The following is a 22,017-nucleotide window of genomic DNA, read 5'->3' as shown; positions in this document are numbered from 1 at the left end:
GATCGTTGACAACCTGACGCTTCGAGCGGCGTTTGTCCGGCCGTAGGGTGACCGCATGAGCACTCTGGACCCGGCGGCCGGGCAGGCCGTCTACGACGCCGACCGCGCCCATGTCTTCCACTCCTGGTCCGCACAGGGGCTCATCAGCCCGCTGGCGGTCGCGGGCGCCGAAGGTTCCTACTTCTGGGACTACGACGGCAACCGATACCTGGACTTCGCGTCCCAACTGGTCAACACCAACATCGGTCACCAGCACCCCAAGGTCGTCGCCGCGATCAAGGCGCAGGCCGACAAGCTGTGCATGATCCAGCCGGCCTTCGCCAACGACGCCCGCAGCGAGGCCGCCCGGCTGATCACCGAGCTGGCCCCCGGCGACCTCAACCGGGTCTTCTTCACCAACGGCGGCGCCGAGGCGAACGAGAACGCGATCCGGATGGCGCGCCTGCACACCGGTCGGCACAAGGTGCTCTCCACCTACCGCTCGTACCACGGCGCCACCGCCAACGCGATCGCGCTGACCGGCGACCCGCGTCGCTGGCCGAACGAGACCGGCGTGTCCGGCATCGTGCACTTCTGGGGCCCGTACGCCTACCGCTCCGCGTTCCACGCGGACGGCGAGGCGCAGGAGTGCGAGCGCGCGCTGGCGCACCTGGAGAACACCATCGTCTTCGAGGGCGCCCAGACCATCGCCGCGATCGTGCTGGAGACCGTGGTCGGCACCGCCGGCATCCTGGTGCCGCCGGCCGGCTACCTCGCCGGGGTCCGGGCGCTGTGCGACAAGTACGGGATCATCTTCATCGCCGACGAGGTGATGGCCGGCTTCGGCCGCACCGGCGCGTGGTTCGCGGTGGACAACTGGGGCGTCACGCCGGACCTGATCACCTTCGCCAAGGGCGTCAACTCCGGATACGTCCCGCTCGGCGGCGTGATCATCTCGGACCGCATCTTCGAGACCTTCCGCGAGCGCCCCTTCCCCGGCGGCCTGACCTACTCCGGTCACCCGCTCGCGTGCGCCGCCGCCGTCGCGACGATCACCGCGATGCGCGAGGAGAAGATCGTCGAGAACGCCAAGTGGCTCGGCGAGAGCGTGATCGGCCCCGAACTGCGCGCGATGGCCCAACGGCACGCGAGCATCGGCGAGGTCCGCGGTCTCGGTGTGTTCTGGGCGATCGAGCTGGTCAAGAACAAGGAGACCCGCGAGCCGCTGGTCGCCTACAACGCCGCCGGCCCGGCCGCGCAGCCGATGAACGAGTTCACCGCGGCCTGCAAGGCGCGCGGCCTGTGGCCGTTCGTCAACATGAACCGCACCCACGTGGTGCCGCCGTGCACGAGCACCGAGGCCGAGGTCAAGGAGGGCCTGGCCATCCTGGACGAGGCACTGACCGTCGCGGACGCGTTCTGCGAGTAGGCACCCGCCGACCGCCTGCGCGAACGAGCCGTACCCGCACCCCGACCGGTGCGGGTACGGCTCTTTTCGGCATGCGGGGCCCGCTGTTACATGATCCTTACGTGCAACTCCCGACGTTGCGGGCGAAATCGGATGGGCACGTTGCTCCCCAAATCGGATATCCGTTCATATGATCGACGCGATCGACTTGATCGCACGGATGCCCGTCGGCGCGACGGCGTCGACGGCCGGCGGGAAGAGACCGCGTGCAGTCGGCACAGGGCAGTGTTTTAGACGGCGGCCTGCTTCTCGGCGCCGATCCGATCGGCGCGAGCGCCCCGTTGCGGCGGATCAGCCTGCGCCAGGAGATCGCCGAGGTGCTCAGCGACGACCTGGTGACCGGGCGGCTTCCGGCCGGTACCTCGCTCACCGTCAACGAGACCGCACAACGCTTCGGCGTCTCGGCAACCCCCGTACGGGAATCGCTGATCCAACTGGCCGCGCAGGGGCTGCTGCTCGGCGGCCACCACCGAGGCTTCCAGGTGTGCACCTTCACCTGGACCGACTTCGCCGAGATCGTCGAGTCGCGTCGACTGCTCGGCGTGCCGCTGATCGGCCGGGTCGCGCGCACCGCGCCGGAGGAGGCGATGCCCACGCTGCGCGCGCTCGGCGATCGACTCGACGCCGCGCGCTGGAACGGCGACGTGTCCGAGGTGGCCCTGCTCGATCGCCGTTTCTTCGGCGAACTCGGGCGCTGGAGCGGCAATCGCCGACTCGCGGACGTGCTCGCCGTGCTGCGGGTCCAAGCCTGGATGTACATCGTTCCCTACCTGCGCGACGCACCGCCGACCGCGTCCGGCTGGGGCCGCTACCGCGAACTCGCCGACCGGGTCGCGCGGCGCGACGCGGAGGCGGCGATGGCGCTGATGCGCGACTACACCTCGGTCGGTCGCCGGCTCGCCCGCGAACTGGCGGACGCGCGCTGACGATCGCCCTGCCCCAGGACGGTACGGTGGCGCCCTGACCCGCCACCCGCACCGACAAGACCGGGAGCTGCACCGTGGATTGCGACGTCTGGCTCGTTCCGTTGGTGGACGCGCTGTGTCACAACCCGGAGAATCCGTTCCGCGACGAACTGGCCGCCTACGACGCCGCGCTCGTCGGCAACGGCCTGCCGGCGGTGCCGGTGCGCACGTGGCAGCCGGGCACCGCCGAGGTGCGGTTGGCGGGCGCGTTCGACCACGAATCGCTGCACTACCTGCGGCGCGCCTACCTGCTGCACCGCACGGGGTTCCCGGTCACCCCGGTGGAGCAGCTCGGCGAGGACTACGACCGCCTCCTGGAGACCTTCGAGGCCGCCGCCCAGTTCTCCCACCTGGTCTGGCACTACGACCACGCGGGCGCCTACCTGCCGGTCGACTTCCCGCAGCCGCTGATGGACGATCCGCTGCCCGAGGACGGCGGCCCGTTGGGCTCCAGCCTGGGCATGCTGCGCGAGCTGGAGGACCTGGCCCCCTACATCGGCGTGGACCTGCTCGACCCGCCCCGCCCCACGCCCACCTACGACGGCGCGCCGTTCGCCCGCGAGCGCTTCGTGTGGGCGACTTTGTACGCCGCCGCGCAGGAGAGCGTGACGCTGGGCGCGATGGTGGTCTTCGCCTGAGTTCGGTGCTCGTGGCGCACCCCACTAGGCTGCCGGTGTGAAGGTCCTCGTGATTGGCAGCGGTGCCCGTGAGCACGCGCTGTGCCGCTCGCTCTCCCTCGACTCCGCGGTCTCCGCCGTCTACTGCGCGCCCGGCAACGCCGGCATCGCCCAGGTGGCCGAGCTGCGCCAGGTCGACGCCCTCAACGCCGGGGACGTGGCCGACCTCGCGCAGCGGCTCGGCGTCGACCTCGTCGTCGTCGGCCCCGAGGCGCCGCTGGTCGCCGGGGTCGCGGACGCCGTGCGTGCCCGCGGCATCGACTGCTTCGGCCCGTCCGGCACGGCCGCCCGGCTGGAAGGCTCCAAGGCGTTCGCCAAGGAGGTGATGGCCGCGGCCGGCGTGCCCACCGCGCGCAGCTACGTGTGCACCACCCCCGAGGAGGCCGAGCACGCGCTGGACGCGTTCGGGCCGCCGTACGTGGTCAAGGACGACGGCCTCGCCGCCGGCAAGGGCGTCGTGGTCACCGACGACCTCGACGTCGCCCGCGCGCACGCCGCGTCCTGCGACCGGGTGGTGATCGAGGAGTTCCTGGACGGCCCCGAGGTCTCGCTGTTCGTGCTGTGCGACGGCAACGACGTGGTGGCCCTGCAGCCCGCCCAGGACTTCAAGCGGGTCGGCAACGACGACGCCGGTCCCAACACCGGCGGCATGGGCGCCTACACCCCGCTCCCGTGGGCCCCCGAGGGCCTGACCGAGGACCTGGTGCGCACCGTCGCCCAGCCCACCGTGGACGAGATGCGCCGCCGGGGCACCCCGTTCTCGGGCGTGCTGTTCATCGGCCTGGCGCTGACCTCGCGCGGCCCGCGCGTGATCGAGTACAACTGCCGCTTCGGCGACCCGGAGACCCAGGTCGTGCTGGCGAGCCTGGCCACCCCGCTGGCCGGCGTGCTGCACGCGTCCGCCACCGGCCGCCTGGGCGAGCTGGAGCCGCTGCGCTGGCACGAGGGCGCCGCGGTGACCGTCGTGGTGGCCGCGGAGAACTACCCGGCCACCCCGCGTACCGGCGACCCGATCAAGGGCCTGGCCGAGGTGGCCAAGCTCGCGCACACCTACGTCCTGCACGGCGGCACCCGCCGCGGCGAGGGCGACGAGGTGTTGTCCTCCGGCGGCCGGGTGCTCTCGGTGACCGGGACCGGTGCGACCCTGGAACAGGCCCGCGAACGCGCCTACGAGGGTGTCGCGCTGATCGGCCTGCCCGGCTCGCACCATCGCACCGACATCGCCGCCAAGGCGATCCGCGGCGAGATCAGCGTCGCCGGCGGGGTCGCGAACGGCTGAATTCGGCCGTTCGCAGTCCTCACCGGTCGGCTCGAACACACGCAGCCGTCCGGCCCCGGATCTCACTCGCAGGGATGGTGTTCGGCCCGAAGGGGCTGAACACCGGAACTCGTCGCATTATCGTGCGAGCACCGCGGGTCGTGACCGACGACCCGGACGAGTGATCCCCGGATCCAGGATCGGATGGGGGCGATGCGTGTGGGCGAGTCGGCCGAACCACTGGCGCTGGCCGAGGCGCGCGCACGGGCGCGCGCCGTGCTGTGGGTGCGCAACGGCGCCGTTCTGGCCGCGCTCACGGCCGCCGGCCTGCTGCTGTACGGCGCTTCGCGCAGCTACGGCGCAAGCGCCCCGGGAACGCTGCTCGCCGTCTCGGCGGTGGCCCTGGTGACCGTGCTCGCCTGGGTCGCGCTCGACCTCGCGCTGGTGCGCAGGACCGGTGTCCCGGCGATCACGCTGGACCCCGGGGACGCCCCCGAACTGCACACGATGGTGCGCGAACTGGCCGAGGAACTGCGCGTCCCGACGCCCGACGGCATCCGGTTGTGCCCGGAATGTGACAGTTGGCTGGAACCCGACCCCCGACGGGCCCGACGCACCGTGCTGGTGATCGGCGCACCGTTCCTGTGGTGGTTGCGGGTGGGCGAGCTGCGCGCCCTGCTCGCCCCGGTCGTGGCGGGCACCGAGGCATCCGCCGAACCGGCCGTCGCGGGCGCCCGGCGCTGGGTGCGCAGGCTGGACGCCGTCGCCGATGTGCGCCGTCCACCGGGCCCGCTCCCGCTGCGCCCGGCACGCCGCGTCTCCCGCGCGTTCGCCCGCCAACTGCTGGGCCTGTGCCAGGGGCACGCCGAGCTGATGGAACGCGAGATCGCGGTCGGCGCGGCGGCACTGGCCATCCCGCTGGAGCCGGAGCTGCGCGCCGCCGCGCACGAACAGGTCGGCCTGGCCTACGCGGGCTGGGACCGGCTGCTGACCCGGCTCGCGGCCCCCGCCTGGACGATCGGGCGCCGCCCGGACGCGCTGATGGCGGGCGTCGTGTCGGCGCTGACCGAGCTGTCCCGGCGGGACAAACTCGCGGACGCCTTCGGGGCGCGGTTGGCCGAGCGGCCCGCCAGCGACCTGCTCGTCGACCCGGTCGGCATGGACGGCGAGATCTCCCGCCTCGCGGCGGGCATCTTCGCGGACAACCCGACCCCGGACCCGGTCCGCTGGACGGACTACCCGCAGGCGGTCATCGAGCCGGTCTGGCGGGCCCGGGCCGAGGCGTTCGCGGCCCCGGTCGACGACGCGCTGGCGGTGCTGCGCCGGGATCCGGACGAGGGCCGCCGCAAGGCCGCCGAGCACCTGTTCGCGGTGGTCGCCTGCGCGGCCCTGGACACCGGTCGGATGCGCCCGGCGGTGGACTGGCTGGACGGCCCGGTCCTGGTCGACGGGGCGGGCCGGGCGGTCGACCTGGCGACGCTGATCACCCGCGCCGTCGACGAGGGCAACGACGCCCCGCTGCGCACCTGGCTGGCCCGCATCGGCATCCCCACCCGCGAACCGGTCCACCCGGGCGGCTCGGCCGCCTAGGCCGTGTCCGGCACGCCCCCGCCCAAGCCCGCGCATACCGGCCTCGACCGGGGCCGTGAAAGACTCGGCTCGCCTCGCCCGGGCGCAGACGCGGCGAGTCCACGACCCGAGAAAGTGCTGGTTTCAGTGAGCGGATTCGTCACCAAGCCCGAGCCGGTCGAGGTTCCCGGCCTGACCCACATCCACACCGGCAAGGTGCGTGATCTGTACACCGACGCCGAGGGCAACCTCGTGATGGTGGCGAGCAACCGGATGTCGGCCTTCGACTGGGTCCTGGACCCGGAGATCCCGGAGAAGGGCCGGATCCTCACCAGCATGTCGCTGTGGTGGTTCGAACTGCTCGCGGATCTGTATCCCAACCACGTGATCTCCACCGAGGTACCGGCCGGCGCCCCCGCCGACTGGGCCGGTCGCGCGCTGGTGTGCCGGCGCCTGGACATGGTGCCGGTCGAGTGCGTCGCGCGCGGCTACCTGGCCGGATCCGGTCTGGCGGAATACCGCGCCGAGCGCACGGTGTGCGGGATCACGCTGCCCGAGGGCCTGACCGACGGCTCCGAACTGCCCGCGCCGATCTTCACCCCGGCCACCAAGGCCGAGGTCGGCGAGCACGACGAGAACGTCTCGTACGAGTACGTCGCCGAGCACCACGGCGCCGAGCTGGCCGCCACGCTGCGCCGGGCCACGCTGGCCGTCTACGGCCGGGCCAGGGACATCGCCCGCGAGCGCGGGATCATCCTGGCCGACACCAAGTTCGAGTTCGGCTTCGACCCGCAGGGCCGCCTCGTGCTGGCCGACGAGGTGCTCACGCCCGACTCGTCGCGCTTTTGGCCGGCCGACGAATGGCAGCCCGGGCACGCCCAGCCGTCCTTCGACAAGCAGTACGTGCGCGACTGGCTGGCCTCGCCCGAGTCCGGCTGGGACCGCGCGGCGGACACCCCGCCGCCCGCCCTGCCCGAGGAGGTCGTCCGGCGTACGCACGAGAAGTACGTCGAGGCGTACGAACGGCTGACCGGCCGGCGCTGGGCCTGACCGGCATCCCCGATACCGCCGGACCCCATCGGGGTTCGGCGGCGGTATCGCGTGCCGATCCATCCGCATGTCCGCGCGAATGCCCCACGCACAGCAAAAAGGCCGGATCACCTGAGTGATCCGGCCTTCGCATGGAGCGGACGACGAGATTCGAACTCGCGACCCTCACCTTGGCAAGGTGATGCTCTACCAACTGAGCCACGTCCGCACGACTCGGGGTTTCGGCCCCGCGTTGTGTCCCAACCCTACCCGATCCGCGGAGGTGGTTGCCACCAACCTCGGGTTCGGGGGATCGAGCAGAGCAGGCGACAGGAATCGAACACTGCGTCTCCCCCTTGGAAAGGGGGCGCTCTACCACTGAGCTACGCCTGCGTGTGTTCCCCGGTTTCCCGGGTGCAAGAGAACTCTATAGGACCCTCGGAGGTGCCGAGTACGCTCCGAAGTCGGATCGTTACGGATGTCTGGCTTTGTCCGGGAAAGTTCTTTCGCAGTCCCGGCCCCCGTCCCTCCTGTGGCGCAGGACGGGGGTCGGGTGGGCCGCGTCCTCAGTTGGCCGTGTTGGCGGCCTCGAATTCCGCGTAGACGCGGGCCGGGATACGCCCGCGGGCGGGTACGTCCATGCCCCGCGCCCGGGCCCAGGCCCGTACCGCCGCGGGGTCGGAGGTGACGGTCGTCTGCCGGAACGGCTTTCCCGTGCGCGCGGTGCGCCGGGCGACCGCGAGATAAGGCGCCAACGCGCCCCGCATCTGCTGAACGTGCTCTTCCGAAAGGTCGATTTCATACGACTTGCCGTCGAGGCCGAAACGGATGGTTTCCGTGGCCTCGCTTCCGTCGATGTCGTCGTGCAGGCTGACGACTACACGCTGGGCCATGGCGGTGTCCTCTCGGGTGATAGCACCGAGGCGAAAAACAAAACTACATTGCCGAGTCTAAGCGCTAAACGCGAACCGTCGCGGTGTGGTCCGCTCTTCTTCGGTTCGGTAAGCGCTAATTTACCGGTCGGCGATTCGTTTTCACGATACGCGAGATATTCCTCTCGCCGCGCGCGGGCGGGCGTGTCCGTCGCTCGGACGACCCTGGATCCACAGCCTGTGGACAACATTCGGGCAGTCCCGCCGCCCGGGACGGCTCGACGGGGCACATTGCCCGTTTGGAGGCGATTTATTGATATCAAGGCCCGGCGAACCTGCCTGTGGACAACCCCAAAGCTGTGGATAACTTGGCGTTGGGGCGGTCCCCCGGAGGCGGCCGGTACCCTGATACCGCCGATCCATCGGGTGCCGGCGTCGACCGACCCGATCCAGCAGCAGGGTCCGAACCCCCGTATCCCGGATACGGCCCGGCCCGAACCATCACAGTGGGAGTGCCTGTGGCACGCGTCGTCGTCGACGTCATGCTCAAGCCGGAAATCCTCGATCCCCAGGGGCAGGCCGTGCAGCGCGCGCTGCCGGGGCTGGGATTCGACGGAATCACCGACGTCCGCCAAGGCAAGCGTTTCGAACTGGAGCTGGAGGGACCGGTCGACGAGGCCGCCCTCGCCCGCATCCGCGAAGCCGCCGAGTCGTTCCTCGCCAACACCGTGATCGAGGACTTCGTGGTCCGCGTCGAGGAGGAGGGGAAGTGACGGTCCGCGTCGGCGTCGTCACCTTTCCCGGCTCGCTCGACGACCGTGACGCCCTGCGTGCGGTGCGTATCGCCGGTGCCGAGCCGGTTGCGTTGTGGCACAAGGACAAGAACCTCCAGCAGGTCGACGCGGTCGTCCTGCCCGGCGGATTCTCCTACGGTGACTACCTGCGTTGCGGCGCGATCTCGCGCTTCTCGCCGGTGATGGAATCGGTGATCGAGCAGGCGCAGGCCGGCCTTCCGGTATTGGGCATCTGCAACGGTTTCCAAATTCTTTGCGAATCCCACCTGCTGCCGGGTGCGCTCACCCGCAACGATCACCTGCACTTCATCTGCCGTGATCAAAAGTTGCGCATCGAGAACGTGTCCAGCGCATGGACCTCGGACTTCGCGCAGGGGCAGGAGATCACCGTTCCGCTCAAGAACGGTGAAGGCGGTTTCGTCGCCGACGAGCGCACCCTGGACATGTTGGAGGCCGAGGGCCGCGTGATCGCGCGATACCTCGACGTCAACCCGAACGGATCGCGCCGCGACATCGCCGGGATCAGCAACGCCGCCGGGAATGTGGTCGGTTTGATGCCGCACCCCGAGCACGCGGTCGAGCCGCTGACCGGTCCCACGACCGAGGGCCTCCCGTTCTTCACCTCGATCCTGAAGCGCCTGGTGAACGCCTGATGAGCCTGGACACCGTCAAGAACGCGCTCGACCACCCCGAGGTCGAGCAGCCCTTCGCCGAACTCGGCCTCAAGCCGGACGAGTACACCCGCATCCGGGAGATCCTCGGCCGTCGGCCGACCTCGTCCGAGCTGGCGATGTACTCGGTGATGTGGTCCGAGCACTGCTCGTACAAGTCGAGCAAGGTGCACCTGCGCCAGTTCGGCGACAAGATGCCCGAGAACGACGCGATGCTCGTGGGCATCGGCGAGAACGCCGGCGTCGTCGACGTCGGCCAGGGCTACGCCGTGACCTTCAAGGTCGAGTCGCACAACCACCCCTCCTACGTGGAGCCCTACCAGGGCGCCGCGACCGGCATCGGTGGCATCGTGCGCGACATCCTGGCGATGGGTGCCCGTCCGGTCGCGGTGATGGACCCGCTGCGGTTCGGCGCGGCCGAGCACCCCGACACCCGGCGTGTGCTGCCCGGCGTGGTCGCGGGCATCGGCGGCTACGGCAACTGCCTGGGCCTGCCCAACATCGGCGGCGAGGTCGTCTTCGACCCCTGCTACCAGGGCAACCCGCTGGTCAACGCGCTGTGCGTGGGCGTGATGAAGCACGAGGACATCCACCTCGCGCAGGCGTCCGGCGCGGGCAACCTGGTGATCCTGTACGGCGCCCGCACCGGCGGCGACGGGATCGGCGGCGTCTCGGTCCTGGCCTCGGAGACCTTCGAGGCGGACGGCCCGGCCAAGCGCCCGGCGGTCCAGGTCGGCGACCCGTTCCAGGAGAAGCTGCTGATCGAGTGCACCCTGGAGCTGTTCCGCGAGCACCTGGTCGCGGGCATCCAGGACCTCGGCGGCGCGGGCCTGTCCTGCGCCACCTCCGAGCTGGCCTCGGCCGGCTCCGGCGGCATGCGGGTCGAGCTGGACACCGTCCCGCTGCGCGACCACACGCTCTCGCCCGAAGAGATCCTGATGAGCGAGTCGCAGGAGCGCATGTGCGCGGTCGTGGAGCCGGCCCACGTGGCCCGCTTCATGGAGATCTGCGACAAGTGGGACGTGATCGCCACCGTCGTCGGCGAGGTCACCGAGGGCGACCGGCTGGAGATCTACTGGCACGGCGAGCAGATCGTCGACGTGCCGCCGCGCACGGTCGCGCACGAGGGGCCCGTCTACGAGCGTCCGTACGCCCGCCCGCAGTGGCAGGACACGCTCCAGGCGGACGCCGCCGAGCGGCTGCCGCGCCCGGGCACGGCCGAGGAGCTCAAGGCCACCCTGCTGAAGGTCGTCGCGTCGCCGAACCTGGCGGACAAGTCCTGGGTCACCGCCCAGTACGACCGCTACGTGCTCGGCAACACCGTGCTGGCCCAGCCGGAGGACTCCGGCATGGTCCGGATCGACGAGGAGACCGGCCTGGGCGTGGCCCTCGCCACCGACGGCAACGGCCGCTTCTGCAAGCTCGACCCGTACATCGGCGCGCAGCTCGCGCTGGCCGAGGCGTACCGCAACGTGGCCACCACCGGCGCCAAGCCGCTGGCCGTCACCGACTGCCTGAACTTCGGCTCGCCCGAGGACCCGGCGGTGATGTGGCAGTTCGCCGAGACCACCCGCGGTCTCGCGGACGCGTGCCAGATCCTGGGCACGCCGGTGACCGGCGGCAACGTGTCCTTCTACAACCAGACCGGCGAGACGGCGATCCACCCGACACCGGTGGTCGGCGTGCTCGGGGTGATCGACGACGTCGAGCGGCGCACGCCGATCGGCTTCGCCGAGGAGGGGCAGATCATCCTGCTTCTGGGCGACACGCACGAGGAACTCTCCGGCTCGGCCTGGGCCCAGGTGGCCCACGACCACCTCGGCGGCCTGCCGCCGAAGGTCGACCTGGAGCGCGAGCGGCTGCTCGCCGAGATCCTGATCGCGGGCTCGCGGGACGGCATGATCGACGCCGCGCACGACCTCGCCGACGGCGGCCTGGCCCAGGCCCTGGTCGAGGCGTGCCTGGCCGGCGGCCACGGCGCGCGTGTGGTGCTCGCGGAGGACCTGGACCCCACCGTCGCGCTGTTCAGCGAGTCGGCGGGCCGGGCGATCGTCGCGGTGCCGCGGAGCGAGGAACTGCGCTTCGCCGACATGTGCAAGGTGCGCGGCCTGCCGTGCGCCCGGATCGGCGTGGTCGACGGTGACACGCTCGACTTCCAGGGCCACTTCACGGTGGCGCTGGATGAGGTGCGCGCCGCCCACGAGGGAACCCTGAAGAACCTGTTCGGCTGAGCCGAGCACCCCTGGGAGGCCCGTGCGACGTGCCCTACGCACACCGCACGGGCCTCCCGGGTTTCCCGAATCGGGCGCTACCGCCCCAACCGATAGGGGCGGAACGTGCCGTGCCCCGGCCAGTACGGGTAAGGGACGGTGCCGTAGTGCGCGCCCTTGGCACCGCTCTCCTCATACGCGTGGTAGGTCGTGTGCGCCGCGTCGGCCCACCCGGCGAAGATCAGCGTGTGTCCGGCCGCCCCGGGCGCGGTGTTCAGCAGGATGTCGCCCGGCTGTAGGTCGTCCCGGCCGATCGGGTGCGACACCTCCGGCAGGGTCACCGTGGTCAGTCCCGGCGGCGGCAGGCCCCAGGCCATCGAGACCAGTCCCGAGCAGTCCGTGCGGTAGCCGTCGTGCAGCCCGCTCATGCTGTAACCCAGGCGCAGGTCGGCCCATCCTTTCGCGCGGGCCACGATCGCCTCCCCACTCGACGCCGCCGCCGAGCCCGGTGTGACCGAGGCGACCGGCGCGAGCCGGGTGATCCCCGCACCGCGGCCGATCGGCCGGACCGTGACCGGCCCGTCGTAGACCTCGGGCAGCGTGAACGGCGGTTCGGCGACCCGGACCGAGGCGGCGGCCGGCGGCGGGGGAGCCGGGCCGGCCGGGACCAGGTCCAGCAACCGGGTCGCCGCGGCCGTGTCCACCTCGGTGTACGCCCGCGCGTTCTCCGCCAAGCGATCGGCCAGATCCACCCCGGTGCGTTCGGCCCGATCCAACGTCTCCACCGCCTCGCGCAGCCGGGCGCGCACCGCCTCGAAGGTCTGCGGCGCCAGCGGCCGACTCGCCGCCACGTCGACCGCCGCGACGCGCTCGCGCAGCGCCCACACCTCCCCGGAGACCGCGCGCAGCCGCCCCGCGAGCGCCACCAGCGCGCCCGGTACGGCGGCGAACCCGCCGCTCATCGCGGCGCCCATCGCTCGTCCAACCAGGCCGCGCTGCCGCCGGCCGGAAAGTGCTCGTGCGCACCCGGCCCGGCCGCCTCCCGGGCGGCCCGCTCGTTGGCCGCGATCCGAGCGAGCGCGGCCCGCATCGCCCCCGCGTGCGCCCGCAGCGCCTCGACCACCGCGAGCACGGCCGGCTCGGTCGCCGCACACTCCCGCCGCCAGCTCTGCGCGCGCACCGCGAAGGCGTCCGCCGCGCCGCCGTGCCAGTCGGCCGCGACGACCGGCCCGGGGCGCACCCGCTCGGTGGCCGTCGCCAACTCGGCCGCGATCGTGTCGACCCGGCCGGGATCCCCGTAATTGCTCATGCGCCCAGCGTCACCGATTCGGCGCCGGGTCGGGCGAGCACCCGCCGAATCTGTGCAGAAACGAATCGCCTACTCGCTCTCGGCCGCGCGCTCTAACCTGCACCCATGACCAGCCGCCCCGCCGCCCCCCGCCCCCGCAAAGTCGACCCGATCAAGGTGCGTGCCGCCCTGATCGCCCAGTGGCGGGCGATCGTGGACGTCACGGCCCGGCTGACCCCCGCCCAACTCGCCGCTCCCTCCGACCTGACCGGCTGGTCCACCGCCAACCTGGTCGGCCACCTGGCCGCGAGCATCCAGGCGGTGCCGCGCTGGCTCGCCGAGCCGGTCCCGAACGGCCCGGTGATCACCGTCGAACAGTGGGCGAACGGCACCTCCGCGTACGCCGCCGTGATCTCCTCCCTCGCCGACGAGATGGCCGAGGCCGGCCACACCCCCGCCGACTACGCGGACGCCGCGATCGCCGCCCTCGACGGCGTCCCGGACACCCGGGTCACCATCACCCGGATCGGCCCGATGCGCGTCGCCGACATGCTCGTCACCCGCCTGGTCGAGGGTGTCGTGCACGCCGACGACCTCGAACGCGCCCTCGGCGAGCCGTTCCCGCACGACCGGCACGCACTGGGCACCGTGGTCCGGGCGCTGGCCGACGCGTTGGCGACCCGGGTGCCCGGCCACTCGGTCGAGGTCCGCGTCCCGCCGTTCGCCGTAGTGCAGTGCGTCACAGGCCCCCGGCACACTCGGGGCGTTCCGCCCAACGTGGTCGAGACCGACCCAAGGACCTGGATCCGCCTCGCCACCGGCCGCCTGACCTGGGCGGACGCGATCGAGGACGGTCGGGTGCTGGCCAGTGGCGAACGCAGCGACTTGTCCGGATACCTGCCACTGATGGGGTGATCCGCGATCGATCCCGCCCTGTCGTAGACTCGATCACGTGCCACGTGGCGATGGACGACTCAACCACGATCTCTTCCCCGGCGAGAAGGGCCCGCAGGATGCCTGCGGCGTCTTCGGCGTTTGGGCCCCCGGCGAAGAGGTCGCAAAACTCACCTACTTCGGTCTCTACGCATTGCAGCACCGCGGAACGGAATCCGCCGGCATAGCTGTGAGCAACGGATCCCAGATCCTGGTCTTCAAGGACATGGGCCTGGTTTCCCAGGTCTTCGACGAAACCACCCTGGGCTCGCTCCGCGGGCACATGGCCGTCGGCCATGCCCGCTACTCGACCACCGGTTCGTCGGTCTGGGAGAACGCCCAGCCGACCTTCCGGGCAACCGCGACCGGCAGCATCGCGCTCGGCCACAACGGAAACCTCACCAACACGGGTGAGCTGTCCCGTCTGGTCGCCGAGCAGGGCCCCGATCGCGGCGAACTGAAATACCCGTACCAGGGCCGGATCGAGGCCAGCAGCGACACCGATCTGCTGACCTCGCTCCTGGCCGGCAGCCCGGACCTGTCCCTGGAACAGACCGCGATGCAGGTGTTGCCCGAGGTCAAGGGCGCCTTCTCGCTGGTCTTCATGGACGAGACCACGCTCTACGCCGCGCGCGATCCCCAGGGCATCCGGCCCCTCGTGCTCGGTCGACTCGAGCGCGGCTGGGTGGTCGCCAGCGAGACCGCGGCCCTGGACATCGTCGGAGCCTCGTTCATCCGCGAGATCGAGCCGGGCGAGCTGATCGCCGTCGACGAGCACGGCCTGCGCACCCGACGCTTCGCCGAGGCCAAGCCCAAGGGCTGCGTCTTCGAGTACGTCTACCTGGCCCGCCCGGACACCACGATCGCCGGCCGCGGCGTCTACGCGTCCCGGGTCGAGATGGGCCGCCGACTGGCCCAGGAGTACCCGGTCGACGCCGACCTGGTCATGCCGACCCCGGAATCGGGCACCCCGGCCGCGATCGGCTACGCCGAGCAGTCCGGCATCCCGTACGGAAACGGCCTGGTCAAGAACTCCTACGTGGGCCGGACCTTCATCCAGCCCAGCCAGACCATCCGGCAACTCGGCATCCGGCTCAAGCTCAACCCGCTGCGCGAGGTCATCCAGGGCAAGCGACTGGTCGTCGTCGACGACTCGATCGTGCGCGGCAACACCCAGCGTGCCCTGGTGCGGATGTTGCGCGAGGCCGGCGCGGCCGAGGTGCACGTGCGGATCTCCTCGCCGCCGGTGAAGTGGCCGTGCTTCTTCGGCATCGACTTCGCCACCCGGGCCGAGCTGATCGCCAACGGTCTCTCGGTCGACGAGATCGCCAAGTCCCTCGGGGCCGACTCGCTCGCCTACATCTCGCTCGACGCGATGGTCGAGGCCACCACCATCCCCAAGGACCGGCTGTGCCGGGCCTGCTTCGACGGCGAATACCCGATCGAACTGCCCGACCCCGAGCGGCTGGGCAAGCACCTCCTCGAAGGCATCGAGCAGACCGTCCGCACCGACGTGGACGGCGTGCAGGCCCTCCTCGGCGGCGGCGGGGCCGAGGACGCGCTCCGCCGTCCCTGATCAGCCGAGTCCCCGAGTTCTCTTCTTCGGATCGCCGCGTCGCGTTCCCCCATGCGGGGGCGCGGAGCGGTGGCCGAGGAGATCCACCGACCCGACCCGAAAGGGCCGCCGCCGTGAGCGACCAGTCCACCTCCACCCCCCACACCGCGACCTACGCCGCGGCCGGCGTCGACATCGAGGCCGGTGACCGCGCCGTGCACCTGATGAAGCAATGGGTCGGCCAGGCCACCCGGCCCGAGGTCGTCGGCGGCCTGGGCGGCTTCGCGGGCCTGTTCGACATGTCCGCGTTCAAGCGGTACGAGCGCCCCCTGCTGGCCACCGCGACCGACGGGGTGGGCACCAAGGTCGCCATCGCGCAGGCGATGGACAAGCACGACACGATCGGCCACGACCTGGTCGGCATGGTCGTCGACGACCTGGTCGTGTGCGGTGCCGAGCCGCTGTTCATGACCGACTACATCGCCACCGGCAAGGTCTTTCCCGAGCGCGTCGCGGCGATCGTCAAGGGCATTGCCGAGGGCTGCGTGCTGGCCGGCTGCGCGCTGATCGGCGGCGAGACGGCCGAGCACCCCGGCCTGCTCGACCCGAACGAGTACGACGTGGCGGGCGCCGGCACCGGGGTCGTGGAGGCCGACGGGCTGCTCGGCGCGGAGCGGGTGCGCGAGGGCGACGTGGTGATCGCGATGGCCGCCTCCGGCCTGCACTCGAACGGCTACTCGCTGACCCGGCACGTGTTCTTCACGCTCGCCGGCTGGAGCCTGGACCGGGACGTCCCGGAGCTGGGCCGCACGCTCGGCGAGGAACTGCTCGAACCGACCCGGATCTACTCGCTGGACTGCCTCGACCTGGCCCGGCGCACCGACGTGCACGCCTACTCGCACGTCACCGGCGGCGGCCTGGAGGCCAACCTCGCGCGGGTGCTCCCGGCCCACCTGGACGCCCGCCTGGACCGCTCGACCTGGACGCCCGCCCCGATCTTCGGCCTGGTCGGCGCGCTCGGCGACGTGGCCCGCGCCGAGTTGGAGAAGACGCTGAACATGGGCGTGGGCATGGTCGCGGTGGTCGCCGCGGACGCGGCCGACGCGGCCCTCGCGGTGCTCGCCGAGCGCGGGGTGCCGGCCTGGATCCTCGGCGACATCGTCACCGGCTCCGGCCGGGCCGTACTGACCGGCGATCACCGGGCATGACGAAAGCACCCGCGGCGGTGGCCGTCGTCCCGGATCGGGACGGCGGTGCCACTGCGGGCGCGTTCGCGAACACGCCAAACGGCCCGGGGTCGAGTAGTCCTGCTACTCGGTCCCGGACCGGGCGGTGTCACCGTGCACGGGCGCCCCGGCTGAAGAGGGCGTTACGTCCCGTGCCCGACGACGAAGATCGCGGGGTCAACGATGGCGCGATCGGCCGTCGTCTTCCTCGTCTTCGTCATCGTTGTAACGAGCCGAGTACCCCGCGTAGGGGTCGTCGAACTCGTCTTCACTCGTGTCGTCGTCAACCTCAGGCTTGCCGATCGGCAAGTCGGTTGGCGACGACGCGCCCAGCTCTTCAGCCAGACGGCTCAGATCCGTACCGCCGCTGTTGTACTTCAGCTGGCGGGCGACCTTTGTCTGCTTGGCCTTGGCCCGGCCGCGCCCCATGGCTCGACCCCCTCAACGACGGGGCTCACGGCCCCGGGTCTTGACACGCGTTCATAGTCAGGGACGGTTCGATGGCACTTGAGAACCGGCCCGTAGGGGATTAACGGTACCTGCTTCCGCTGCCGGACGGTACGTCGCATGGGTGACAGCGGGGCTCGGACCCCGACCGGGCTGTACCGTTCCGGCTGGTCAGGGGCCTGGTCTGGGGTCCTTTGCCGAGTCTGACGATACCGTGTCGGTCAGCTTTGGAGGTAGATGTCACGCAGGCGGCCCACATCCGCCATGCGTCGCTCGGCCAATCGGTCCGCCGCGAGGGCCGGTGGCACCCCCTCCTCGTCGGCCAGGGCGAAGATCTTCGCGGTCGTCGCGCGGATGCCCGTGGCCTTGCGCTTGGCCCGCTCGAAGTCGAATCCGTGCCGCTCGTCGGCGACCTGGACCACCCCGCCGGAGTTCACCAGGTAGTCCGGCGCGTAGAGCACGCCGCGCTCCGCGAGCGCCTTCTCGATGCCGGGATGGGCGAGCTGGTTGTTGGCCGCGCCGCACACCACCGAGGCGGTGAGCACCGGGACCGTGTCGTCGTTGAGCGCACCACCGAGCGCGCACGGCGCGTACACGTCCAGGTCCGAGAGTCGGATCAGGGTGTCCGTGTCGGCCGCGAAGTCCACCTCCGGGTGTTGGTGGCGTACGTGCGCCACCGCACGCTCGTCCACGTCGGTGATCACCACCGAGGCGCCGTCCGCGACCAGGTGTCCCACCAGGTGCCGGCCGACCTTGCCGACGCCCGCAACGCCCACCCGCCGCCCGCGCAGCGTGGGGGTGCCCCACCGGTGCTCGGCGGAGGCCAGCATGCCCTGGAAGACCCCGTAGGCGGTCAGCACGGACGAGTCGCCGGCACCGCCGTTCTCCGGGGAGCGGCCGGTGACGTAGGCGCACTCCTTGGCGACCACGTCCATGTCGTCGACGTAGGTGCCCACGTCGCAGGCGGTGATGTAGCGACCGCCCAGCGACTGCACGAACCGCCCGTAGGCGCGCAGCAGCACCTCGGTCTTGTCCCGGGTCGGGTCGCCGATGATCACCGCCTTGCCGCCGCCGTGGTCGAGGCCGGCGAGGGCGTTCTTGTAGGCCATGCCGCGGGAGAGGTTGAGGACGTCCGCGACGGCCTCCTCCTCGGTCTCGTAGGGGTGGAACCTGGTGCCGCCGAGGGCGGGTCCCAGGACACTGGAGTAGATCGCGATGATCGCGCGCAGTCCGCTTGCGCGGTCCTGGCAGAAGACGACCTGTTCGTGGCCGGTCGACCTGCCGAACACCAGGCCCGACGTCGTGCCGTCCGAGCCATCCATCCTGTCGGTCACTGTGGTGACTCCATGGGATCGTGGTGAGCTTTCCGCCGCGCGGGTGCGCGCGGCGATTCAAGCCTAGAACCCGTCCGGATCACCGGGTTGGACCTTCTTCACCTCGGGGCCCATCCGACGTGCCAAGATGCGTTCGTGCGGACTTCGGTGGTTGCCCCCTACGCGGCGTACCTGCGGGTGTACGAGCCGCTTGCCGCGTTTCCCGAGCCGGAACGCGGGCGGTGGGCGGCCTACGCCGCCACACGGCCGGCAGGCCCCTCCGCGTCGCCCGAGGCGTCCTCGCCCGCCGGGCTGACCGCGCAGGAGCACCGGAGCGGCCTGGAGAACCTCCTGGCCACCCCTCCGGTGATCGCGCCGCCGCACGAGAGCGAGGACGCCTACGTACACGTCCTGGACGGCGTCACGGTGATCTGCCCGCGGCAGACCCGGCTGCGCTGCTGGACCGCGCTGGCCGAACTGCGTCGGGAGTATCCGGCGACGGTGCTGGACGTGTTCTGGCCGCGAATGGTGCTCGACCAGGCGCACGTGGAGCACGAGCGGTGGAAGTCCGCGCACCCCGACGTGCATCCGCACATCCACAGCAGCACGTGGCACGTGCCGGTGCGCTGGTTCGTGTTGTTCGCGCCCGACGAGCGGGTGCTGGTGCCCGCGGCCGGGAACGCCTCGGCGGGGCCCGGCGAGCTCTACTACCGCACGCCGATGGTGCAGGCCCGGCGTCGGGTCGCCAGGGCGCTCAAGGTGCTCCGCGAGACGGTCGAGGACGGGGCGCTGATCACCGGCCTGGAGAGCGTGGGCCGCTGGCTGGAGGAGTTCCATCCACGCGCGCTGGTCGAGTTGGACTACGGCGGTCTGGTGCGACTGCTCGGATCGGGTGATCCGGCGGCCGAGAACTCGGTCGCGGACGTCGCCGAGGGCATCGCCGCGCTGGGTTCCGGTGACGGAGCGCGAGCATCGGCGGCCTACCGAAGGATTACGGAGCGTTGGCAATCGGTACGTGCCCTGGAGCACGCGAGCTGAGCAAGCGTCCGCATTTCATGAAGTTTCGGCGTGACCGTCGTCACTCTTTCGTGTTCAGTCGCCCTGCGATCTGAAAGCCTCTCAACCTGCTGGTTCGAGTTGTGGGACTCCCAGCCCTCCAGGTTGTTGGAGATCGACTCACAACAAGGTGCATACGCCAGCGAATGGTTCGTATATGATGAAAAGGACAAACCAGATGTAGTCGGTCTGGCCGGGTCGGGTCATCGGGGATACTTCGTTGCTGGTGGGACGGGGTGGACACGAGGGGTCGATCGGGCCCGAGTGACTCATCGTCACGGTCGGGTGACTGTCCGCTATGCCTGGTCCTTCGGGATCGCGTGGCTTGAACCCTGGGATGCCAATTCCGGCGGTTTGACCAACCGGGTGCGGCGGATGGTGTACTTGTACTGTGAAGGACAAGCCGTTCGTCCTATAACCGACTTGGCCCTCATGAACTATTTAGGACATCGTGGGTCAAGGTGCAGAATTTGAAGAAAGAACCGTGTTGGTTCGGTTCTCCCGAGGAGGCCGCTCATGACCGCTCGTACGCCTGATGCCGAGCCGCTGCTGACGCCGGCCGAGGTTGCCAGCATGTTCCGCGTCGACCCCAAGACGGTGACGCGCTGGGCCAAGGCCGGCAAGCTCACGTCGATCCGCACGCTCGGCGGACACCGTCGCTACCGCGAGGTGGAGGTCCGCGCCCTGCTCGCGGGCATTCCGCAGCAGCGCAGCGAAGCCTGAGGGCTGCGTCGAAAGCTTTTCCCCTGAGTGCTGCACCGGATCCCGCCGGGTCCGGTGCAGCACTCTTTTGTGTGCCCGGAGGGTGTCGATCCGCGGGCCGCTCGGCCCGGCGTCGCGTCGGTGTCGCGCTGCGGTCGGCCCGGGGTTCGGGCGGCGCTTCCGGCGACGGTGGGGCGGCGTGCGACGCGGTGGGCCGGGGGTGCCGATGGGGCCCGATCGGCCGCTTTCGCGGCGGATCCATGACGACGTCCAGTAAAATATCACATAGAATGCACAGTCGATTTCCGGCCGCCGACGAAAACCTTCTCCGGTCAAAACAGTGACCTTGGTCACACTGGTGTTCGCGGCCCGTCCGCGTGATCGCTCGCGGCAGTGGTTCGGACCTTTCCCCGGTCCGGCCGATCCGTGAGGTCGCCGGCGGCCGGCGGCGACCAGGGGAGGACTCCGATCGATTCCCGGGTACCGAGGGCATCGCAGGGCCCGTGTGGGGCCGTCGGGGCCGCTGTCGGGGCAGAGTCGGCCAAGGGGTGTCGACGCGGTGGGCTCGGCGGGTCGGGGGCCGACCCGGTCCGCGTCGAGCGGGCGCGGCGGTCGGGCATCGGGGTGGATTCGACGGGCCCGGCCCGAAATCGCCGATCGAACACGCTGAGTGATGATCGGACGATTCGCGGCGCGATTTCGATCTCGCCGATTCGCCGGCGTTCGTCACTGTGTGCAAGCACGGTGACCGTGCGCGCGGTGCCGTGCCCGGTCAGTCCTCGTCGAGCCAGGCGAGCCGGGTGTCCTCGTCCGGGGCCGGGCCGTCGATCAGGTGCGGCAGGAAGCGGGCGTACCCGTCGGTGACCGGGCCGCTGGACTCGCGGATGCCGACGCCCGCGGACTTCCCGTCCACCACCCACGCGCCGAGTACGGGCTTGTTGCCGTCGAAGTCGGGGAGCGGCACGTACTCCTGGAAGCACCAGCCCTCGTCGCCGTACGCCTCGGCGGGCTGGATGTGCTCGCCGGCGGGCGTGACGATGCGGATCGCGTCGCCCTCGCGCCCGTGCAGCGGCTTGGCCACATACGACTCCATGCCGCGCGGCGAGTCCAGGAAGGCGGGCAGCAGGTTCGGGTGGCCGGGATACAGCTCCCACAGCACCGCGAGCAGCGCCTTGTTGGACAGGATCGCCTTCCAGGCCGGTTCGACGAACAGGCACGAGCGGGGATGGCTCATCAGGTGCTTCCCGAACGGCTCGGCGAGCATGTCCTCCCACGGGTAGAGCATGAACATCGTGTCGATGCCCCGCTCTTCCAGGTCGACGAAGCGCAGCCGCTCGCTGTCCCAGCCGATCTCGGCGACCTCCAGGCCGATGGTGGTCAGCCCGGCCTCGGTCGCGGTGTCGCGGAGGTAGGCGGTGTGCAGCCACTCCTCCTCGTCCTCGGTGCCCTCCACGTGCGCGAAGTGCATGGTCTCCGAGCGCAGATAGGGCTTGATCCGGCGCCAGGTGCGGACCAGCCGCTCGTGCAGGCTGTTCCACTGGTCGCGCTCCGGGAAGCAGTCGCGCAACCAGTACCACTGGACCAGGGATGCCTCGATCAGCGCGGTGGGGGTGTCCGCGTTGTATTCGAGCAGCTTGGCCGCGCGGCCGTCGCCGCCCCAGGCGAGGTCGAACCGCCCGTAGACGCTCGGGTGTTCCTCCTCGAGCGTGATCCGCAGATAACCGCGGGCCTCGTCGGGCAGGCCGAACGCGGTCAGGTCGCCGTGCTCGATCACGTGCCGGGCGGCGGCGAGCGACATCTCGTGCAGTTCCTCGGTGACGTCCTCGAGCCGGTCCACCTCGTCGAGGGTCAGCTCGTAGTACGCCTCTTCGTGCCAGTACGGCACCTCGGTGCCGTCGTCCTCTTCCCAGGTCGCATAGAGCAGCCCCTGCGACTCGACGAGCGGTTTCCAGCCCGGTCGAGGCGTGCTGGGTATACGGCGCATGGCTCAAGCCCTCCCCGGATG

20 protein-coding genes and 2 tRNA genes are annotated in these 22,017 nt (G+C 70.8%); 14 read left to right on the top strand and 8 right to left on the bottom strand.

All coding sequences use genetic code 11. The features are described from left to right. Positions 1-55 precede the first annotated feature (55 nt). From ACH4U8_RS36415 to ACH4U8_RS36390, 6 genes are all read left to right on the top strand, one after another. Positions 56-1,408, top strand: coding sequence for an aspartate aminotransferase family protein (locus ACH4U8_RS36415; RefSeq protein WP_395782564.1), 1,353 nt, complete (start codon positions 56-58; stop codon positions 1,406-1,408). A 245-nt stretch (positions 1,409-1,653) separates the two neighbouring features. Further along, entirely contained in the window at positions 1,654-2,373 is a 720-nt protein-coding gene (locus ACH4U8_RS36410) for a GntR family transcriptional regulator (protein ID WP_360312140.1), read from the top strand. Positions 2,374-2,447: 74 nt separating this feature from the next. Next, positions 2,448-3,050 carry a hypothetical protein gene (locus ACH4U8_RS36405; RefSeq protein WP_355545100.1) on the top strand — a complete coding sequence of 201 codons (603 nt, stop codon included), beginning with the start codon at positions 2,448-2,450 and terminating at the stop codon, positions 3,048-3,050. Between the two features lie 37 nt (positions 3,051-3,087). After that, positions 3,088-4,368 carry a phosphoribosylamine--glycine ligase gene (purD, locus tag ACH4U8_RS36400; protein WP_360312137.1) on the top strand — a complete coding sequence of 427 codons (1,281 nt, stop codon included), beginning with the start codon at positions 3,088-3,090 and terminating at the stop codon, positions 4,366-4,368. A 192-nt stretch (positions 4,369-4,560) separates the two neighbouring features. After that, positions 4,561-5,937 (top strand): hypothetical protein, encoded by a 1,377-nt coding sequence (locus ACH4U8_RS36395; protein WP_360312135.1) that lies wholly within the window; start codon positions 4,561-4,563, stop codon positions 5,935-5,937. Between the two features lie 126 nt (positions 5,938-6,063). Further along, complete coding sequence (locus ACH4U8_RS36390; protein ID WP_379990526.1) at positions 6,064-6,966, top strand: phosphoribosylaminoimidazolesuccinocarboxamide synthase; 903 nt, start codon at positions 6,064-6,066, stop codon at positions 6,964-6,966. Positions 6,967-7,098: 132 nt separating this feature from the next. On the opposite strand, the gene ACH4U8_RS36385 is transcribed toward ACH4U8_RS36390, so the two are convergent. From ACH4U8_RS36385 to ACH4U8_RS36375, 3 genes are all read right to left on the bottom strand, one after another. Beyond that, positions 7,099-7,174: transfer RNA gene (locus ACH4U8_RS36385), tRNA-Gly, on the bottom strand. A 92-nt stretch (positions 7,175-7,266) separates the two neighbouring features. Then, positions 7,267-7,338: transfer RNA gene (locus ACH4U8_RS36380), tRNA-Gly, on the bottom strand. A 173-nt stretch (positions 7,339-7,511) separates the two neighbouring features. After that, positions 7,512-7,838, bottom strand: coding sequence for an Lsr2 family protein (locus tag ACH4U8_RS36375; RefSeq protein ID WP_360312131.1), 327 nt, complete (start codon positions 7,836-7,838; stop codon positions 7,512-7,514). Between the two features lie 497 nt (positions 7,839-8,335). Here ACH4U8_RS36375 and purS point away from each other — a divergent pair, with 497 nt between their 5' ends. The 3 genes from purS to purL are packed head-to-tail and all read left to right on the top strand — an operon-like array spanning position 8,336 to position 11,513. Further along, the gene (gene purS / locus ACH4U8_RS36370; RefSeq protein WP_360312129.1) at positions 8,336-8,590 is read left to right on the top strand and encodes a phosphoribosylformylglycinamidine synthase subunit PurS; all 255 of its coding nucleotides are present in this window, start codon (positions 8,336-8,338) and stop codon (positions 8,588-8,590) included. Continuing rightward, a complete protein-coding gene (gene purQ / locus ACH4U8_RS36365; RefSeq protein WP_360312127.1) occupies positions 8,587-9,264 on the top strand; it encodes a phosphoribosylformylglycinamidine synthase subunit PurQ in 678 nt (225 codons plus the stop codon). The genes purS and purQ overlap by 4 nt, the downstream gene beginning before the upstream one ends. Then, on the top strand, positions 9,264-11,513 hold the full coding sequence (gene purL, locus ACH4U8_RS36360) for a phosphoribosylformylglycinamidine synthase subunit PurL (RefSeq protein WP_360312125.1): 2,250 nt from the start codon (positions 9,264-9,266) through the stop codon (positions 11,511-11,513). The genes purQ and purL overlap by 1 nt, the downstream gene beginning before the upstream one ends. A gap of 77 nt (positions 11,514-11,590) precedes the next feature. Here purL and ACH4U8_RS36355 read toward each other — a convergent pair whose 3' ends face one another. After that, on the bottom strand, positions 11,591-12,466 hold the full coding sequence (locus tag ACH4U8_RS36355; RefSeq protein WP_360312123.1) for a hypothetical protein: 876 nt from the start codon (positions 12,464-12,466) through the stop codon (positions 11,591-11,593). Next, positions 12,451-12,801, bottom strand: coding sequence for a hypothetical protein (locus ACH4U8_RS36350; RefSeq protein WP_379990525.1), 351 nt, complete (start codon positions 12,799-12,801; stop codon positions 12,451-12,453). Before ACH4U8_RS36350 ends, ACH4U8_RS36355 begins: the two co-directional genes overlap by 16 nt. A 105-nt stretch (positions 12,802-12,906) precedes the next feature. Between ACH4U8_RS36350 and ACH4U8_RS36345 the strand changes: the two genes are divergently transcribed. From ACH4U8_RS36345 to purM, 3 genes are all read left to right on the top strand, one after another. Next, positions 12,907-13,695 (top strand): sterol carrier family protein, encoded by a 789-nt coding sequence (locus ACH4U8_RS36345; protein ID WP_360312119.1) that lies wholly within the window; start codon positions 12,907-12,909, stop codon positions 13,693-13,695. A 37-nt stretch (positions 13,696-13,732) separates the two neighbouring features. Continuing rightward, complete coding sequence (gene purF / locus ACH4U8_RS36340; protein ID WP_360312117.1) at positions 13,733-15,289, top strand: amidophosphoribosyltransferase; 1,557 nt, start codon at positions 13,733-13,735, stop codon at positions 15,287-15,289. Positions 15,290-15,402: 113 nt separating this feature from the next. Beyond that, positions 15,403-16,476: a phosphoribosylformylglycinamidine cyclo-ligase gene (gene purM / locus ACH4U8_RS36335; protein ID WP_360312115.1), complete on the top strand. Its 1,074-nt coding sequence runs from the start codon at positions 15,403-15,405 to the stop codon at positions 16,474-16,476. 195 nt (positions 16,477-16,671) lie between these two features. Here the strand turns inward: purM and ACH4U8_RS36330 are convergent, their stop codons facing one another. Further along, on the bottom strand, positions 16,672-16,923 hold the full coding sequence (locus ACH4U8_RS36330; RefSeq protein WP_020555620.1) for a DUF3073 domain-containing protein: 252 nt from the start codon (positions 16,921-16,923) through the stop codon (positions 16,672-16,674). Positions 16,924-17,162: 239 nt separating this feature from the next. Next, the gene (locus tag ACH4U8_RS36325) at positions 17,163-18,263 is read right to left on the bottom strand and encodes a Leu/Phe/Val dehydrogenase (protein ID WP_395782582.1); all 1,101 of its coding nucleotides are present in this window, start codon (positions 18,261-18,263) and stop codon (positions 17,163-17,165) included. Between the two features lie 147 nt (positions 18,264-18,410). Here ACH4U8_RS36325 and ACH4U8_RS36320 point away from each other — a divergent pair, with 147 nt between their 5' ends. Together ACH4U8_RS36320 and bldC are read left to right on the top strand one after the other, a co-directional pair. Further along, complete coding sequence (locus tag ACH4U8_RS36320; protein ID WP_360312113.1) at positions 18,411-19,292, top strand: hypothetical protein; 882 nt, start codon at positions 18,411-18,413, stop codon at positions 19,290-19,292. A gap of 534 nt (positions 19,293-19,826) precedes the next feature. After that, positions 19,827-20,033 carry a developmental transcriptional regulator BldC gene (gene bldC, locus ACH4U8_RS36315; RefSeq protein ID WP_020555617.1) on the top strand — a complete coding sequence of 69 codons (207 nt, stop codon included), beginning with the start codon at positions 19,827-19,829 and terminating at the stop codon, positions 20,031-20,033. Positions 20,034-20,784: 751 nt separating this feature from the next. Here the strand turns inward: bldC and ACH4U8_RS36310 are convergent. Beyond that, the gene (locus ACH4U8_RS36310; RefSeq protein ID WP_395782563.1) at positions 20,785-21,996 is read right to left on the bottom strand and encodes a glutathionylspermidine synthase family protein; all 1,212 of its coding nucleotides are present in this window, start codon (positions 21,994-21,996) and stop codon (positions 20,785-20,787) included. Between the last annotated feature and the right edge of the window lie 21 nt (positions 21,997-22,017).

It is taken from the genome of Embleya sp. NPDC020886 (assembly GCF_044333915.1).
GTDB lineage: Bacteria > Actinomycetota > Actinomycetes > Streptomycetales > Streptomycetaceae > Embleya.
Note: the sequence above shows the minus strand (reverse complement) of the source record. Positions and strands in the feature narration are given on the sequence as shown.